11 protein-coding genes and 1 tRNA gene are annotated in these 16199 nt (G+C 67.3%); 1 reads left to right on the top strand and 11 read right to left on the bottom strand.

Annotated elements, in window-relative coordinates:
• Window positions 1–16 precede the first annotated feature (16 nt).
• The 8 genes from DFO47_RS14910 to DFO47_RS14875 all read right to left on the bottom strand — a co-directional run bounded on the left by DFO47_RS14910 (window position 17) and on the right by DFO47_RS14875 (window position 11604).
• The gene (locus DFO47_RS14910) at window positions 17–1342 is read right to left on the bottom strand and encodes a SufS family cysteine desulfurase (protein ID WP_133832159.1); all 1326 of its coding nucleotides are present in this window, start codon (window positions 1340–1342) and stop codon (window positions 17–19) included.
• Window positions 1343–1877: 535 nt separating this feature from the next.
• Window positions 1878–4469 (bottom strand): LuxR family transcriptional regulator, encoded by a 2592-nt coding sequence (locus tag DFO47_RS21445; protein WP_133832158.1) that lies wholly within the window; start codon window positions 4467–4469, stop codon window positions 1878–1880.
• Window positions 4470–4521: 52 nt separating this feature from the next.
• Window positions 4522–7257, bottom strand: coding sequence for a LuxR family transcriptional regulator (locus DFO47_RS14900; RefSeq protein WP_166651731.1), 2736 nt, complete (start codon window positions 7255–7257; stop codon window positions 4522–4524).
• A gap of 109 nt (window positions 7258–7366) precedes the next feature.
• On the bottom strand, window positions 7367–7972 hold the full coding sequence (pth, locus tag DFO47_RS14895; protein ID WP_018762960.1) for an aminoacyl-tRNA hydrolase: 606 nt from the start codon (window positions 7970–7972) through the stop codon (window positions 7367–7369).
• 103 nt (window positions 7973–8075) lie between these two features.
• Window positions 8076–8699, bottom strand: a complete 624-nt coding sequence (locus DFO47_RS14890; protein ID WP_133832157.1) for a 50S ribosomal protein L25/general stress protein Ctc — start codon at window positions 8697–8699, stop codon at window positions 8076–8078.
• 268 nt (window positions 8700–8967) lie between these two features.
• Window positions 8968–9948 (bottom strand): ribose-phosphate diphosphokinase, encoded by a 981-nt coding sequence (locus DFO47_RS14885; protein WP_018762958.1) that lies wholly within the window; start codon window positions 9946–9948, stop codon window positions 8968–8970.
• Window positions 9949–9950: 2 nt separating this feature from the next.
• Window positions 9951–11429 carry a bifunctional UDP-N-acetylglucosamine diphosphorylase/glucosamine-1-phosphate N-acetyltransferase GlmU gene (glmU, locus tag DFO47_RS14880; protein WP_133832156.1) on the bottom strand — a complete coding sequence of 493 codons (1479 nt, stop codon included), beginning with the start codon at window positions 11427–11429 and terminating at the stop codon, window positions 9951–9953.
• A gap of 103 nt (window positions 11430–11532) precedes the next feature.
• A tRNA-Gln gene (locus DFO47_RS14875) sits at window positions 11533–11604 on the bottom strand.
• Window positions 11605–11738: 134 nt separating this feature from the next.
• On the opposite strand from DFO47_RS14875, the gene DFO47_RS14870 reads away from it, so the two are divergent.
• Window positions 11739–12365 (top strand): TetR/AcrR family transcriptional regulator, encoded by a 627-nt coding sequence (locus DFO47_RS14870; protein WP_109863436.1) that lies wholly within the window; start codon window positions 11739–11741, stop codon window positions 12363–12365.
• A 70-nt stretch (window positions 12366–12435) separates the two neighbouring features.
• On the opposite strand, the gene DFO47_RS14865 is transcribed toward DFO47_RS14870, so the two are convergent.
• Genes DFO47_RS14865 through rsmA form a run of 3 tightly spaced genes read right to left on the bottom strand, consistent with a single transcriptional unit; the run spans window position 12436 to window position 16135 of the window.
• Window positions 12436–14268, bottom strand: coding sequence for an ABC-F family ATP-binding cassette domain-containing protein (locus DFO47_RS14865; RefSeq protein WP_109863437.1), 1833 nt, complete (start codon window positions 14266–14268; stop codon window positions 12436–12438).
• Between the two features lie 35 nt (window positions 14269–14303).
• Window positions 14304–15266 carry a 4-(cytidine 5'-diphospho)-2-C-methyl-D-erythritol kinase gene (locus DFO47_RS14860; protein ID WP_133832155.1) on the bottom strand — a complete coding sequence of 321 codons (963 nt, stop codon included), beginning with the start codon at window positions 15264–15266 and terminating at the stop codon, window positions 14304–14306.
• Complete coding sequence (rsmA, locus tag DFO47_RS14855) at window positions 15263–16135, bottom strand: 16S rRNA (adenine(1518)-N(6)/adenine(1519)-N(6))-dimethyltransferase RsmA (RefSeq protein ID WP_133832154.1); 873 nt, start codon at window positions 16133–16135, stop codon at window positions 15263–15265. Before rsmA ends, DFO47_RS14860 begins: the two co-directional genes overlap by 4 nt.
• Window positions 16136–16199: the final 64 nt, after the last annotated feature.

Genomic DNA, 16199 nt, shown 5'->3' with positions numbered 1-16199 from the left:
CCCTTCGTGTTCTCCGCTAGGCGCGGAAGTAGGCCCTGACGCCGGCCACGGCTTCAAGGAAGCGGTCCACGTCGTCGGTGGTGTTGTACAGGTAGGCGCTGGCGCGGGTGGTGGCGGTCAGTCCCAGCCGCCGGTGCAGCGGCTGGGCGCAGTGGTGCCCGACGCGCACGGCGATCCCGCGGGAGTCCAGGAATTGCCCGACGTCGTGGGCGTGGACGCCTTCGACGTCGAACGCGGCAAGGCCGATCCGCTCCCTGCCTGCGGCCGGGCCAAGGACCCTGACGCCGGGAATGGCTTCAAGGCCCACCACCATTCGCTGGCCGAGTTCGGATTCCCAGGCGTGGATCCGGTCCAGCCCGGTTTCGGTGAGGTAGTTGGCCGCGGCGGCCAATGCCACGGCCTGGGAGATGCGCTGGGTACCGGCTTCGAAGCGTTGTGGTGCCGGCAGGTACTCTGCCCGCTCCATGGTGACGGTGGTGATCATGGATCCGCCGGTCAGGAACGGCGGCAGGATGTCCAGGAGTTCCTGCCGTCCGTACAGCACGCCGATGCCCGTGGGGGCGAGCATTTTGTGGCCCGAGAGGACCGCGAAGTCCACGTCCAGTTCCTTGACGTTCAAGGGCAGGTGCGGGGCGGACTGGCAGGCGTCCAGGACCACGAGGGCGCCGGCGGCGCGGCCCAGGGCCGTCAATTCCTGCACCGGGTTGATGATGCCCAGCACGTTGGAGGCATGGGTGAAGGCCAGGACCTTTGTCCGGGGTCCGATGACTGAGGCCGCAGCGTCCATGCGCAGGCTGCCGTCGTCATCGATGGGAATATGGCGGAGCGTCGCCCCGGTACGGAAAGCCAGCTCCTGCCACGGAATAAGGTTGGCGTGGTGCTCCATCTCCGTCACCACGATCTCGTCGCCGGGCCCCAGCGCCAGTTCCCGCAGGCCGCGATCGCCGCGGCCTTGGGCAGCCCAAAGGGCGGCGTTGGACAGGGCATAGCTGATGAGGTTCAGCCCCTCGGTGGCGTTCGAGGTCCAGATGGTCTCTTCATAGCCGGCCCCGATGAAGTCGGAGATGGTTTGCCGGGCATCCTCGAAGACTTCGGTGGCCTCCACCGCAAGATGGTGTGCGCCGCGGTGCACGGCAGCATTGCGCTGTTCGTAGAACTCCTGTTCGGCTTCGATGACGCTGACCGGGTTCTGCGAGGTGGCGCCGGAGTCAAGGTAGACCAGCGGCTGGCCGTTGACCAGCTGGTTCAGCACGGGGAAGTCGTTGCGGATGCGCAGCACTTCCGCGTTGTCCATGGCCGGCAGGGCACGTTCCAGCGTGGCTGGCGTTGATACTACGGCCAAAACGAACTCCTTGGGCTGCCAATGTTTGACACCCAATTGTCCCACAACACGGCTGTGGCGGACGCCCGGAGGGGCTGCCGCCACCGCTGCCCCGGGCTTCGGCCGAGGGAGCAGAGGGCCGGCGACGGCTGGGGGGAGAGTCTCGGTCTCAGAAGACTCTGACGTCGCCGGCCCCGTCTGTGCCCGGTCCGTGGGGACCGGAAATATGAGGGGCCTCAATGTCCTGATCGGCTGCTCCGCGGCTTCCAGCCTGCCGCTTTGCTTTGCCTCCTTAAGTAAATCCGGTAGCGCCCTCCCGTACACGAGTAGGGTGTACTCGAATCCTCGGGGGTGCACTACCGGGCCGCGGCCAGGTGGCCATGCACAGGCGCATGCTGCGGCCGGGGTGTGGTTCCGCCGCGAGCGGAACGGCGGTCACAGGGCACCCGCGGCACGGTGGCGTACGGCGCGTGGAAACGGCGCCGCAGGGCACCAACGGCGAGGGGGCGGCCGACGGCGGCCGTCGCGGGCAGGTACCGGGGAAGGGCAGCCGGGACTACTTGGGCAGGGCCGTCTCCAGCTCATCGCGGCTGCGGACGCCAAGCTTGACGTAAGTACGGTACAGGTGCCCTTCCACCGTGCGCACCGACACCATCAGGCGCTGGGCGATCTCCCGGTCGGTCAGTCCCTGGACGGCCAGTTCGACGATGTCCTGCTCCCGGCGGGTGAGGTGGACCGCGGGTGCGGCGGCGATGAAGCGTCCCTCGCGGAAGCGCTCGCCGAGTTCGTGGTCGCACTTTTCCCGTTGGGCCACCGCCTGCCGGGACCGGCGGCGTTCGCCGGCCTGTTCCAGCACCGTGCTGGCACGGGCATAAGCCTCCCGGGCCAGGTTGACAAAGGCTGCTTCCTCCAGCGAGGCAGCCGTTGCCATCAGGGTGTCGCCGTCGGCGTTTTCCCACGCCGTGGCCAGGGTCAGCAGCGCCTCCGCCCAGCGGCCTTCCACGCCGCGGGCAACCGTCTGGACCATGGGGATCACCGAGGGGTCCCCGAGGTCCCAGCACATGGCCAGGACTTCGAGGAGGTTGCCGGCCCTTGCGGCTGCCTCCGTCGTCGTCATGAGCGTCTGCAACGCAGCCAGCCCCTTGCCGTCGCGGGCGGTGTACTCTGCCCCCGCTGCCACGTACGCCTCGGCCAGGAGGTCATGTGCGGGGCCGCCGGCGAAGGCATCCTTGTGATCCTGTTCCAGCCGTCTTGCCTGTTCAGCATCCCCGAGACGGGCCGCCACGTAATAGCCCAGCGCGGTCCCGAACCGGTATAGCTGCAACGGATCGTTGAGCCTCAAGGCTTCCACGGCGGGCAGCAGGACCTGGTAGGCCCGCTCCATCCGGCCCTGGCGAAGCAGGGAGTAGCCGCGGAGTACATTCAGGCTCCCGTCGAAAATGGCCGCACCGGCGCCGTGGCCTGCCGCGTAGCCGCTCAGTTCCCGCTCGGCCGATTCCCATTCGCCCATGGCCAGATAGTTGGAGACCAGCCGTCCCAGCACGAACTCAGGGAAGAAGAACAGGCTGCCTTCGAGCGGAGGAAGCTCCGACGCCGCCATCATGGCAGCATCCAAGCCCTGGACGGGACGCCCTGCAGCGGCCAGGGCATGGGCCAGGAGCGCCTCAGCCAGGGCACGCAGCGGCTCTCCCCCGGAGCCCGCTGCGCCGCGTTTGCTGATCCTGTCGACTTCCTCGCCAAGTGCCTGGACGTTGACCTCGGCCCCAAGCTGCAGCACTTGCAGAAGCTCCGCCTGCCAGCTGCCATCCTGGCCGAATTGGGCGATGGCCCGCTCCACGTCCTCCGCTACATCTGCCAGCAGCCGGCCATTGGCCTGGTGTGCCGAAACCCGGAGTACCAGGGCTGCCGGCCCTTGCGGGTCCCCGGCCAGCGGGAGCCAGCACTCGTCCAGGAGGGCCGCCGCTTCCTGGTAGGAGCCCTCGTTATACAGGGCCCGGGCCTGGACCGCCTGGGCCAAGGGGATCAAGGCGGGGTTGCGGATCTTGGCCGCGATGGACCGCGCGCTGTGGTTGCGGTACGCGAGCAACGCCACTTTGGCGGCGGCCAGCAACTCGTCGTCGCCGACCCGGAGGCCACACTCCAGCGCCCATTCCACCGAACGGAGCCGGCCTTCCCCCTGCAGCAATCCGGGGTCCTGGTGTGCCTTGACCTTCTCCAAGAGCTGGAGGCTCCGGGAGACCGATACCGTGTTCCTGATGGCGCCGGCGAAAAGCGCGTTCCAGAGGTACAGTTCCGCGGGAACGCCGGGGGTCTCCACGATCATCTGCTGGTCCAGCAGGGACCGAACCACCGCTGCCCCGCTGATGTCTTCGATGACCTTACGGCCCACCGGGCCGGCCAGGGCAATAAGCTTCAGGGCTTCCTGTTCCTCGGGTCCGCGGCGCAGGTGGTCCTTGGCAACCACCGCTGCCAGCCGGGGCCCGTCGGCAGGAAGGTCACCGAGCAGGATCCAGATGCCGTTGCGTTTGGCCAGTACCCCGGCTTCCGCGGAGTCATGCAGCAAGGCGTCAAGGATCCGTGGATTTCCGCTCGAAGCGCTCCACATGGCGTCCACCGTGGCAGCCGGAACGGTCCCGTCCAGGACGTGGGCCAGGACTTCCTCTATCTGCTCGCGGTTCAGGGGCCGAAGATCGACGCGCTCGGCAAGGCCGTCGTACCAGAGCTGCTCCAGCGGCTGCGGAAGGCCGGGCCGGGGCCGCGCGGCCGCCAGCACGGTTGCCCAGCCCGCCGAAATCAGCTCAGCCAGTACCCCTGCCGAGGCCTCGTCCAGGTGATGTGCGTCGTCCACCGCGAGCAGGACTGCCGAGCCGTTACCGGCTTTCAGCTTTTCAAAGTAGGACCACATTGACCGCAACACGGCCACCGGCGAGACCGACTCCTCAGCCGTGAGTTCCCCGGTATAGGGGGTCAGGACCCCGAAGGGCACCCCGGAGAGCGCGGAACTGGCATGGATGCGCACCACGTTCAGGTGCCCGGCGAGCCGTTCGGTGACGGCGTCGGTCACCGCCGATTTTCCAATCCCCGGGCCTGCCATGACGAAGACCGCATGGCTGGTGCCATTGCGCACCAGGTTGCAGATCCGGTCCACGGGCTCCCGCCGTCCGGTCAGGAGCCGATGGGCAGATGTGGGTTTGTGGCCATTAGACGAGTCCAGTCAGATCACCCCTTGAAGTTACGCCCAGCTTGGTGAACACCTGGTACAGGTGGCCTTCGACGGTGCGGACTGAGACACCCATTTCCAGGGCGATGTCACGGTTTGAGGCACCCCTGCCGGCCATTCGTGCAATCTGCCGCTCACGGCTGGTCAACAGCGGGCTGCCGCTGCTGGGCACGATGGGGAGGTTGGCTACCGTGGCGGCCAGGATGTCCAGCCGTGCCTGCGCGGTCCGGGCCGACAGGGCATCCCCGTCCTGGCGCGCAAAGTCCACCGCCAGTGCCATGCAGCGGGCTTCGACGGCGTCGAGTTCCAGGGTGGCCGCGAGTTCGCCGCCGGCGAGCAGCGCCTTGGCGTCCTTTGTCCGGCTTCCCACGGCGATCAGCCGGGATACTTCGGCCAGCGGGCCTTGCCGGTGGCCCGCGATCTCCTCCAGGAAGCGGAAGTCGGCATCGCTGCCGTTCACCGTTGCCGCCAGCAGGTAGATCCCGGCCATGGCATACCGGCCCGCTTCTGCGTTCGCGCGGGCCCCCTGCTTGAGGCTGGTGACGGCGTCGGAGTCGCCCAGCCACCGTCCGGCCACGAGTGTGCAGAACTCGATGATGCTCTCCACGGCAAACCCTGACCTGCCGGGCATCCGCTGGACTTTCGTCAGGTACTTGCGTGACAGCGCGGCGTTTCCGGTCTGGGCGTAGGCCAGGGCCGTGGCCGCGTACGCGGTGCGCAGCGCACCCTGGACCGGTTGCAGCTCCAGCTGCGCTGCGGCAGAAATCAGGGGTTCCAGGGCAGCTTCGCCCCGGCCGGAAAACGCGAAAGCTATTCCGGCAGCGATTTCCGTGGCCGCGCTGCGGTAAGGAAGCCGGAAGGGCTGGCCGGCGCTGAACGGGGCCATGAGGTCAATGCATCGCCGCCACTGGCCGGCCATCAAAAGAACGAAGTAGGCCTCCCGCGTGTACCGTTCCCGCAGGCCCACAATGTGCGAGGCATCGCTGAGTTGGCCACCGATCTGGCGCACGAGGCCCAGGGCATCCATCTCCCGGCCCGTCATGGCCAGGGCGCTCATCAGGATGATGGCGCACTGGAGCCGGTAGCCGGTGTCAGGGTTGGCGGCTGGGTCAACGGCCCGCTCAAGGGCCGGAATCATGGCGGCGTACCTTCCCGCGTACGCCTGGTACTCGAATTCGCTCAGCGAAATGCGGTTGGCCGCCACCGCGGCAGGAGCAGGCCAGTCCTGGTGGTCTCCCGCAGTGGCCAGGCGTTCGCGGGCCGAGGCGAAGAGCTCCCCGACCGAGCCGGACCGTTCCGGAAGGCAGAGCATGACCCGCGCCTTGGCGGCCACCACCTGGGCGTACTCTTCGAGGTCGAGGGCCTCAAGTTCAGGTTGGGTAATGTCCTCAAGGGCGGCCAGGGCCTGGACCGCCATGTCCAGCTGCAGGTACGCGGCGGCCTTTTGCCGCTGCGCGGATGCCCACAAGGCATCCGTCCGCTGGATCATCTCCGCATAGGTCAACGCGAACCGGGGGTCGAAGAGCTGGACGGCGGCCTGGGCGGCCGCAAGCGCCAGTGCCGGGCTGAGTTCCGCCTCGCATTCATGGGTCCACGCGGCGAACGACATCAGTTCATCGACGGTCATGGCCGCGGGGTCGGGCTCCTCGCCGCCCAGCAGCACGGAGCGGAGCTCCCGCCGCCGGGAAATGCTCAGCCAGGTCCTGACGACGTCGCCAATGTACTTCTCCCGCAGCGACACCCAGCGGTACTCGGAGTCGTCGATCTCGAGCAGCCCGGCGTCCTCCATGTCCGCCACGACGTCGGCGCCATAGATGGCAGTCAGCCGGGACAGTTCCACCCGGCGGGCGCAGGACAACATTTCAATGACTTCGCGGGTCTCCGGTGTTTCCCTTGTCCAGCGCGACCTGACGATGTCATCCAGGCTCGCGGCGCCGTCGAGCACCACCTTGTCCCGGAGCGTCCAGACGGATTCGGACAGCACGAGGTTCCCGGAAAGCTGTTGCTCGGTAACCAGGGCTTTGAGCAGCAGGGGGTTGCCGCCCACCATCTGGTGGTAGGTGGTGACCAGGGACGATGCGACGCGGTGCCCCAGCAGGGACAGCAGGACCTGCCGGGTCTGCAATTCGTTGAGGTTGCTGAGCCTGACTTCGGTGAGCTTGCGGTCCGTCAGGAGCCAGTGGAAATCCGCCGGCAGGTCACTGGCTTTGGGGGCGACGGCGATGATCCTTGCCGTGCCGGTCAGCAACACGTTCAACAGCACGCCGGCGCTCATGTCGTCGACAGTGCCGGAGGTGTCCAGCGTGATGATGCAGGGCCTGCCGGCCGCATCGCTGCGGATCAGGGAGGTGATCCCGCGCAGGATGGCAGTGGGTGAACCCATGTAGGCCTGCGGCAACCGGGCCAGGAGGAAGGAGAGGCAGCCATACGGGGTGTTGGAGCCCGAGGGTGCGCTCCGGAGCTGCAGCGACCAGATGTCCGGGCCCAAGTCGGCGACTGCCGCCCTGGCCAGGGAGGACTTCCCCACCCCGCGGGCGCCTGTGATGACCGCTCCGAAGGAGTTTTCGCTTGTCAACGCTGTGCGGACGGCGTCAAGGTTGGCACTTCGTGCCGGCACGGACCATTGCCGGCCCTCCGGCACTGCGGAGGATCCCGTGGCCAGCCCATCACCCTGAGGTGTTGACCCACGTCCCCAGCTGAGTGGCTCGATTGACATGAACTTGTCCCCTACATCCTGCAATAGCGGGATGTAGCCCCATTGCTCCCCCGCATAGGAAGAAGAGTACCCCTTGCCGCTGACAAGGAAACAGGGCACAAGGGAACTTTTACGATTCTGCTTGGCGTGATCCGGACTTGGCGGGGTGGAATTTCTGCTGCGTGGCAGTGAGTCCTTCCCGGAGCAAGGACTCAACGGCGTCCGCTGCGTCGTCGAGCAGGAAGGGCAGTTCCTTCCGTTCCGCGGTGCCGAAGTCGCGCAGGACGTAGTCTGCCGTATCCATCCGCCCGGGCGGCCGGCCAACTCCCACCCGGACGCGCAGGTAGTCCTTGGTGTCGAGTGCTTTGGAAATGTCGCGCAGGCCGTTGTGGCCGCCTTCGCCGCCGCCGAGCTTGAGTTTCACCGTGTTGAAGGGGATGTCGATCTCATCGTGGACGGCCACCACGTGGTCGGCGGCGATCCCGTAGAAGTTGGCGAGGGCAGACACGGGCCCGCCGGAGACGTTCATGTACGTCATCGGTTTGGCCAGGACTACCCGCGGGCCCCCGATTCCCAAGCGGCCCTCTACGACCTGGGCCCTGGCTTTGTGGGCCTTGAAGCCCGCGCCCATCCGGGAGGCGAGTTCATCGAGGACCATCTGGCCAATGTTGTGCCTGTTGCCTTGGTACTGCGCCCCGGGGTTGCCGAGGCCGACGATCAGCCAGGTATCAGTCATGGATCAATCCTATGGGGGCGGTTGGGGCGGGAACGGCGCTGTGCGGACACGACAGTGGCCGGCCCCGTGCGGGGTCCGGCCACTGTCAGGGAGTGCGGAGTGCTTACTCTGCGGCTGCTTCTTCGGCTGCCTCGGAAGCTTCCTCGGCTGCGCCCTCGGTCGCACCTTCGGTTTCCTCTTCCTCGGCGATTTCAACGGCCTCGGAGATGTTGACGACCAGTGCCTCGGCGTCGGTCAGCAGGACGGTGCCCTTGGGCAGGACCAGGTCGGAGCCGTGGATGTGCTCGCCGGCGCCGCGGCCTTCGATGCTCACGACGACGGACTCGGGCAGGTGGGTGGCCTCGGCTTCGAGGGACACGACCGTCAGTTCCAGGTTGTGGACGGTGCCGGGAGCGGATTCGCCCTCAACGTGCACGGGAACGTCGACGGTGACCTTCTCGCCCTTGCGGACGGTCAGGAGGTCGATGTGCTCGATGATCTGCTTTACGGGATCACGCTGGATGTCCTTGACCAGGGCCAGGTGGCCTTCGCCGTTGATGTCCAGGGACAGCAGGGCGTTGGGGGTGCGGACAGCCAAGGTGGTGGCCTTGGCCGGGAGGGTGACGTGGATGGGCTCTGCGCCGTGGCCGTAGATGACGGCCGGGATCAGGTTGGCCATCCGTGCGCGGCGGGCGTAGCCCTTGCCGAATTCGGTGCGCAGTTCTGCTGCGAGCTTCTGCTCAGACATGGAAATCTCCTTGAAGATGAAACGGTGTTCAGCAAGGGCGGAGGTCTGGTGTGACCTTCAACGCCGGGCGGCCGGTAAGCGGCCCTTCAAGAAGGCAGTCCCTCTCATCAAGGGACAAGCAGACCCAGTCGATAACGGAGACTTTGCTCTCCCTCGCCAAGGTATCGGGGTCAAGCCTACCAGCGCCGGAGCCGAATATTGAAAACGGTGAGGCGGCGGTGGTTGCCTGCCGAAACCGCAATCCCGGGTTTCGACAGGCAACCAGCCGCTACGCCTTGCCGTCGAACAGGCTGGTGACCGAACCGTCGTCGAACACTTCGCGGATGGCACGGGCGATCAACGGCGCGATGGACAGCACCGTCAACTGCGGGAACCGCTGCGAGGCGGTCAGCGGCAGGGTGTTGGTAACCACCACTTCGCGGGCACCGGATTCGGAGAGGCGGCGGGCGGCCGGCTCGGAGAAGACGGCGTGCGTGGCCGCGATGATGACGTCCTTGGCCCCGGCGTTCTTCAGCACGGTCACGGCCCCGGAGATGGTTCCGCCGGTGTCGATCATGTCATCGATCAGCACGCAGGTCCGGCCCTCGATCTGGCCCACCACCGTCTTGGAGACAGCCTGGTTGGGGACTGTGAGGTCCCGGCTCTTGTGCACGAAGGCGAGGGGTGCCCCGCCCAGGCGTTCGGCCCACTGTTCGGCCACGCGGACGCGGCCGGTGTCCGGGGAGACAACGGTGATGTTTTCGGCGTCCACCCGGGTGCGGATGTAGTCGGCCAGCAGCGGGATGGCCATCAAGTGGTCCACCGGACCGTCGAAGAAGCCCTGGATCTGGGAGGTGTGCAGGTCAACGCTCATGATGCGGTCCGCGCCGGCAGTCTTGTAGAGGTCTGCCACCAGGCGGGCGGAGATGGGCTCGCGGCCGCGGCCCTTCTTGTCCTGCCGCGCATAGGGGTAGAACGGGGAAACCACGGTGATGCGCTTGGCGGAAGCCCGCTTCAGCGAATCGATCATGATCAGCTGTTCCATCAGGTGGTTGTTCAGCGGTGCCGGGTGGGCCTGGATCACGAAGGCATCGGTGCCGCGGACGCTTTCACCGGCGCGGACGTAGATCTCGCCGTTGGCGAAGTCGTAGGCATCGACGGGCAGCAGGTCAGTGCCGAGTTCCTTGGCGATTTCCCGGGCCAGCTCCGGATGGGCCCGCCCGGTGGCGAGCACCAGCTTCTTTTCGCCGTGCGCCGTAATTTCGCTCATTCTTACTTGCCCTCTTCTGTAGATGCCGGGGTACTGGAGGAGTTCTGGGTGGCCGCCTGGGCCAGTTCGGCGGAGCGGGTTCCCGGACGGTTCGCGGGGACCCAGCCTTCGGCGTTGCGCTGGGCAGCGACGCTTAGTGCGAGCGCGCCTGCGGGTACGTCCTTGCGGATCACCGCGCCGGCGCCGCTGTAGGCACCGTCCCCCACGGTGACCGGGGCAACAAAGACCGTGTTGGAGCCGGTACGCACGCCCGAGCCGATCACCGTGCGGTGCTTCTTCTCGCCGTCGTAGTTTGCCGTGATGTTTCCACAGCCGATGTTGGTGTCTTCGCCGATTTCGGCGTCGCCTGCGTAGCCCAGGTGGGACAGCTTGGAGCCGCGGCCGATGGTGACGTTCTTGGTTTCGTAGAACGCACCGATCTTGCCCTTTTCACCAAGCACGGTGCCTGGCCGCAGGTAGGTGAAGGGGCCGACGGCGGCGCGCGGCCCGATCACCGAGCCGGAACCGTGGGTGCGGACCACCGTTGCGCCCTCGCCCACCGTGACGTCGGTCAGCGTGGTGTCGGGGCCGACGACGGCGTCCCGGGCCACGGTGGTGGCGCCGTGCAGCTGGGTGTTGGGCAGCAGCCGGACGTCCTCGTCCAGGGTGACCGATGCGTCGATCCACGTAGTGGCCGGGTCCACCACGGTGACGCCTGCGCGCATCCATCCCTCGACGGTGCGGCGGTTCAGTTCGGCGCCGAGGGCGGCCAGTTGGACGCGGTCGTTCGCGCCTTCCACCTGCCAGCGGTCGGCGGTGACGACGGCGGCAACCCGGCCGCCGGCGGCACGCGCCAGGGACAGGACGTCGGTGAGGTATTTCTCGCCCTGGGCGTTGTCGGTGGTGACCTTGCCAAGGGCGTCCCGGAGCACGGCTGCGTCGAAGGCGTAGATACCGGAGTTGACCTCGCGGATCAGCCGCTCGGCCTCGGATGAATCCTTGTGCTCGCGGATGCCCGTGACGGAGCCGTCCTCGCCCCGGAGGATGCGGCCGTAACCGGTGGCGTCGTCGAGGACGGCGGTGAGGACGGTGACCGCGTTGCCGTCACGCTCGTGGGTGGCCACGAGTTCGCCCAGGAGTTCCCCGGAGAGCAGCGGAACATCGCCGTAGGTGACCACAACGGTACCGGCCAGGCCTTGTTCCGCGTGGAGTGCCTCGAGGGCGGCTTCCACGGCGCGGCCGGTGCCCGGCACGTCGTCCTGGTCCACGATGACGGCGTCGGGATCCAGTGCCGATACATGCCCGGCAACCAGGTCACGTTCGTGGCGCACCACGATGGCGAGCCGCTGCGGGTTGATGCTGCGGGCCGCCCGGAGGGCGTGGCCCACCAGGGAGAGGCCGCCGATTTCGTGGAGGATCTTGGGTGTACGCGACTTCATCCGGGTACCGGCGCCTGCTGCCAGAACGATGACAGCGGCCGGGCCGGCATTCTCGGGGATCACGTACGGGCTCTCCTTGCTAGGTTGTGCTGGCGCATTGGGGTGTCCGGCGGCCATGTCCGCCCGGCACCGGGTGCCATCCTACTGAACGCTCCTCGCACAGCAGTTCCGCCCATAGGATTCGAACCTATACTCCACGGCTCCAAAGGCCGGGGTGCTGCCGTTACACCAGAGCGGACCGTGCCGGAGGACTCAAGGCCCGGGCACAAGTCCCTATTTTGCCATGGGTTCGGGGCACCGCGCGACACCGGCCGGTTCTCCCCTGCCTGCCGGGCGGAATCGGGCCCGTGGCCGGTGGGGCATGATGGGATTGTGAGCAACAACCTGCCGCGGATGCGGATGACCGGCCTGCAGCGGCGTAGCCAGTTGATCGACGTCGGCCGGGCGCTTTTTGCCGTCCGGGGGCTCGACGGGACCACCATTGAGGAGATCGCCGCCAGCGCGGGCGTGTCCAAGCCGGTCATCTACGAGCACTTCGGATCCAAGGAAGGGTTGTACACGCAGGTGGTGGAGTGCGAGTTCCACATCCTGCTGGACGCCATCAATAGCGCCCTCACCGAGGAAGCCAAACCCCGGGTCCTCGTCGAACGCGCCGCCCTGGCTCTGCTGACCTACATCGAGGAGCGCACCGAGGGCTTCCGGATCCTCATGCGCGACGCTCCCCCGTCCCAGCCCGAGGGCGCCTTCTCCACCCTGCTCTCCCAGGTCACCGCCCGCGTGGAACACATCCTCTCCGACGAATTCTCGCGCCGCGGCTTCAGCGGCGAGGATGGCGCCATGTACGCCCAGATGCTGGTTGGCATGGTGGCCATGACCGGCCAGTGGTGGCAGGACAGCCGCCAGCCCGACAAGCAAACCGTCGCTGCGCACCTGGTCAACCTCGCCTGGAACGGCCTCACAGGCCTGAAGAAGGACCCGGAACTGCAGTCTGAGGCGTAAGCCCAGGCCGCCTTCGCCGTGGTCACTTACGCGGCGCAGGGGCCCTCCGCTCTTGCCCGCGTCGCCTTTGTCAGTCGCCCAGGAGCTCCGACGCCTCCAGCCACTCCATTTCCAGGGCGTCCTTTTCGTCCGTGAGGTTCTTGAGCTGTTTGTTCTGGTCCGCGAGCTTGTCGAAATCGCCGGCCTCGGTGGTCTTCAGCATCAGGTCGTGAAGCTTCTTTTCCTCTTGATCCAGCTTCTTGATTTGCCGTTCGATCCGGTTGAGGGCCTTGCGGGCCTCCCGCTTCTCCGCCTCGGAGGGGCCTGTGCCGGTGGCTGGGGCCGCGGGGCCCTGACCCGCGCTGGTGACGGGGTTGCCGCCGCCGGACACCGTGGAGCCGGCGAGGGCGGCCTCCCGCAGCTCAAGGTACTGGTCCACGCCGCCGGGCAGGCCGCGGAGCTTGCCGTCGCCCAGGAGGGCCATCTGGTGGTCGGTAACGCGCTCGAGCAGGTAGCGGTCGTGGCTGACCACCACCAGCGTGCCGGGCCAGCCGTCCAGGACGTCCTCCACGGCGGCGAGGGTGTCGGTATCAAGGTCGTTTGTGGGCTCGTCGAGCATCAGGACGTTGGGCTCCCCCACCAGCAGCCTCAGCAACTGCAGCCGCCGCCGTTCGCCGCCGGAGAGGTCCTTGACCGGGGTCCACTGCTTCTGGTTGGTGAACCCGAGCTGCTCCACCAGTTGCCCGGCGGTGAACTCCTTGCCCCCCACGTTGAAGGAACGCTTTTCCCGCTCGATCACCTCGATGACGCGCAAGTCCGCGACGTCGTCGAGCTCCTTGACCTCCTGCGTGAGAACCGCGGTGACCACGGTCTTCCCCCGCTTCAGCTTCCCGGCGTCGGGCGTGATCTCGCCGTTGAGCAGCTTCAGCAGGGTGGTCTTGCCGGCGCCGTTGACACCCACCAGCCCCAGCCGCTCTCCCGGGGCCAGGCGCAGGGTGATGTTGTCGAACAGCTTGCGGCCGTCGTCGCCGCCACGGAAGTTCAGGGAGATGTTTTCCAGGTCCAGGACGTCCTTGCCCTGGCGGGCAGTGGCCATCTTGTTCAACGCCATGGAGTCGCGGGGCTCGGGGACATCGGCGATCAGGGCGTTGGCGGCCTCGATCCGGAACTTCGGTTTCGAGGTCCGGGCCGGGGCGCCGCGGCGAAGCCAGGCCAGTTCCTTCTTGACCAGCTGCTGGCGCTTGCCTTCGACCACGGAGGCCATCCGGTCACGCTCGGCACGGGCCAGGACGTACGCCGCGTATCCACCTTCGAAGGGGTCCACGATGCCGTCGTGCACTTCCCAGGTCTTGTTGCAGACTTCATCGAGGAACCAGCGGTCGTGGGTGACCACCAGGAAGGCGCCCTGGTTGGCCCGCCAGCGGGTCTTCAGGTGCCGGGCAAGCCAGGCAACTCCTTCGACATCGAGGTGGTTGGTGGGCTCGTCGAGCATGATGACGTCGTGGTCCTCGATCAGGAGCTTTGCCAGGGCCACCCGCCGCTTCTGGCCGCCGGAGAGGGCGTGCACGTTGGCATGCCAGTCGACGTCGGACACCAGCCCGCCCATGATCTCGCGGATTTGCGGGTTGCGCGCCCATTCGTAATCCGCCTGGTCGCCCACGATCGCGGCGCCGACGGTCAGGTCGCCGTCGAGCACGTCGCTTTGGTCCAGGTACCCCACGTTGACGTCGCCGCGCTTGGTGACGCGGCCGGAGTCGGGCGTGGAACGCAGTGCCAGCAGGCGCATCAGGGTGGACTTGCCGTCGCCGTTCCGGCCCACCATGCCGATCCGGTCGCCTTCCTCAAGGCCCAGGGTGATGCCGTCCAGGACGGTGCGGGTCGCGTAGGAGACTGTGAGGTTCTCGCCGCCAAGAAGGTGTGCCAAAAGGAACTGCTTTCTGCTGCCGAAATATAAGGGGTCTAGAGATGTGTGTCGGAGATGATGCGCGCGCCGTGGACGGGGCCGTGCACGTGAAGGGCCGCCAGTCCCTGGTGCCGCAGGTCCTCGGCCAGTGCTTCGGCCGCCACGGGATCGTCGGCGAGCAAGGCCACGGTGGGGCCGGAACCTGAAACGATCCCAGCGATCGCGCCGTGGGATTCGCCGATACCCAGCGTATCGCGCAATGCAGGGGCCAAGGAGATGGCGGCACGCTGCAGGTCGTTGACCAGGACACGGCTCAGGGATTCGGCGTCGCCGCTGCGCAGGGCCGCCAAAATGTGCGGGTCGACCCCGGTGGGCTCGTCCGCGGTGATGCCTTCGGCGTCCCGCAGCCTGTCCAGGGTGCGGTACACCTCCGGGGTGGACAGTCCGTAGTCTGCCGCCACCAGCACCCAGTGGGTTTGCGCCTTGGCCAGGGCCGGGGACAGTTTGTCGCCCAGGCCAAGGCCCACGGCGGTGCCGCCAAGCAGCGAGAAGGGGACGTCCGCGCCCAGTTCCGCGGCAAGGTGGGCCAATTCTTCGCGGGAGAGTCCGCTGTTCCACAGGGCGTCGCAGGCCAGGAGCGTGGCGGCGGCGTCGGCTGACCCGCCGCCCATGCCGCCGGCGACCGGGACGCGTTTGGTGATTTCCAGGTGTACGCCGGTGGCGTGCTCGGAGACGTCAGCCATGATGGCGGCTGCCTTGTAGGCCAGGTTGTTGCTGTCCAGGGGAATGTCGACGGCGTCGAGGTCCAGGGTGCTTTCGGGGCTGAGGCTGAGCGTGATTCCCGGCGTCGCGGTGCTGGTGGCGGCAACTTCCTCGTAGAGGGATACCGCGAGGTAGACGCTGGCAACGGAGTGGTAGCCGTCCCGGCGGAGCGGGCCCACCGCCAGGGATACGTTGACCTTGCCGGGTGCTTTGACCCGGACCGTCCTGGCCGCGAAGCGTCCTGCCGGGGCGTTCACAACCGTGCTTCCTTGGCTTCGGCGATCCTGGCGAAGGCTTGGATATCGATGACCTCGCCACGGGCGGTGGGGTCCACGCCGGCAGCCACGAGGCAGCGCTCCGCTTCCGGCGCTCCGCCTGCCCAGCCGGCGAGGGCTGCCCGCAGCGTCTTGCGGCGCTGCGCGAACGCGGCGTCCACCACGGCAAACACTTGCTCACGGGTGGCAGTGGTGGCCGGCGGCTCGCGGCGGGTGAAGGCCACCAGGCCGGAGTGGATTTTGGGGGCGGGCCAAAAAACGTTCATGCCGATGACGCCTGCCTTGCGCATCTGGCTGTACCACGCCGCCTTGACCGACGGCACCCCGTAGGTCTTGGACCCCGGGCCCGCGGCCAGCCGGTCCGCTACTTCGTCCTGCACCATCACCAGTCCGTGCCGCAGGCTTGGGAAATGCTGCAACAGGTGCAGTACCACCGGAACCGCCACGTTGTAGGGCAGGTTGGCCACCAGTGCGGTGGGTTGGACCGGCAGTTCGGTGACTTTCATGGCGTCGTCGTGGACCAGGTGGAACGCGTTGGCGGCGGCAGGGCGCCATTCCTTGACGGTCTCCGGAAGCTTCGCGGCCAGGACGGGGTCGATTTCGACGGCGACAACGGCCGCCGCCGCATCGAGCAGCCCCAAGGTCAGGGAGCCGAGGCCCGGGCCTACCTCGAGGACGGTTTCATCCGGCCCCACTCCGGCGGCGGAGACGATCCGCCGGATGGTGTTGCCGTCGATAACGAAGTTCTGGCCCAAGGTTTTAGTCGGCCTGATCCCGATTTCCTCTGCCAGCCGGCGGATGTCGGAGGCACCGAACAACGGTGCGGGCACGGCAGGGATGGGTTCAGTCACCTAGGTATCCTATCCCGCGCGGCAGCTCCGCCCTGTCGGCTTAACGGCAGTGGCCGGGCCCGGA

This window comes from Arthrobacter sp. AG258, from assembly GCF_004364695.1.
In the GTDB taxonomy this organism is placed as follows: domain Bacteria; phylum Actinomycetota; class Actinomycetes; order Actinomycetales; family Micrococcaceae; genus Arthrobacter.
Note: the sequence above shows the minus strand (reverse complement) of the source record. Positions and strands in the feature narration are given on the sequence as shown.

What these genes read in the sequence shown, in the direction of transcription:
- DFO47_RS14900 (WP_166651731.1), bottom strand. Translation starts at nt 7,257, where the DNA reads ATGTCAATCGAGCCACTCAGCTGGGGACGTGGGTCAACACCTCAGGGT.
- pth (WP_018762960.1), bottom strand. Translation starts at nt 7,972, where the DNA reads ATGACTGATACCTGGCTGATCGTCGGCCTCGGCAACCCCGGGGCGCAG.
- DFO47_RS14890 (WP_133832157.1), bottom strand. Translation starts at nt 8,699, where the DNA reads ATGTCTGAGCAGAAGCTCGCAGCAGAACTGCGCACCGAATTCGGCAAG.
- DFO47_RS14885 (WP_018762958.1), bottom strand. Translation starts at nt 9,948, where the DNA reads ATGAGCGAAATTACGGCGCACGGCGAAAAGAAGCTGGTGCTCGCCACC.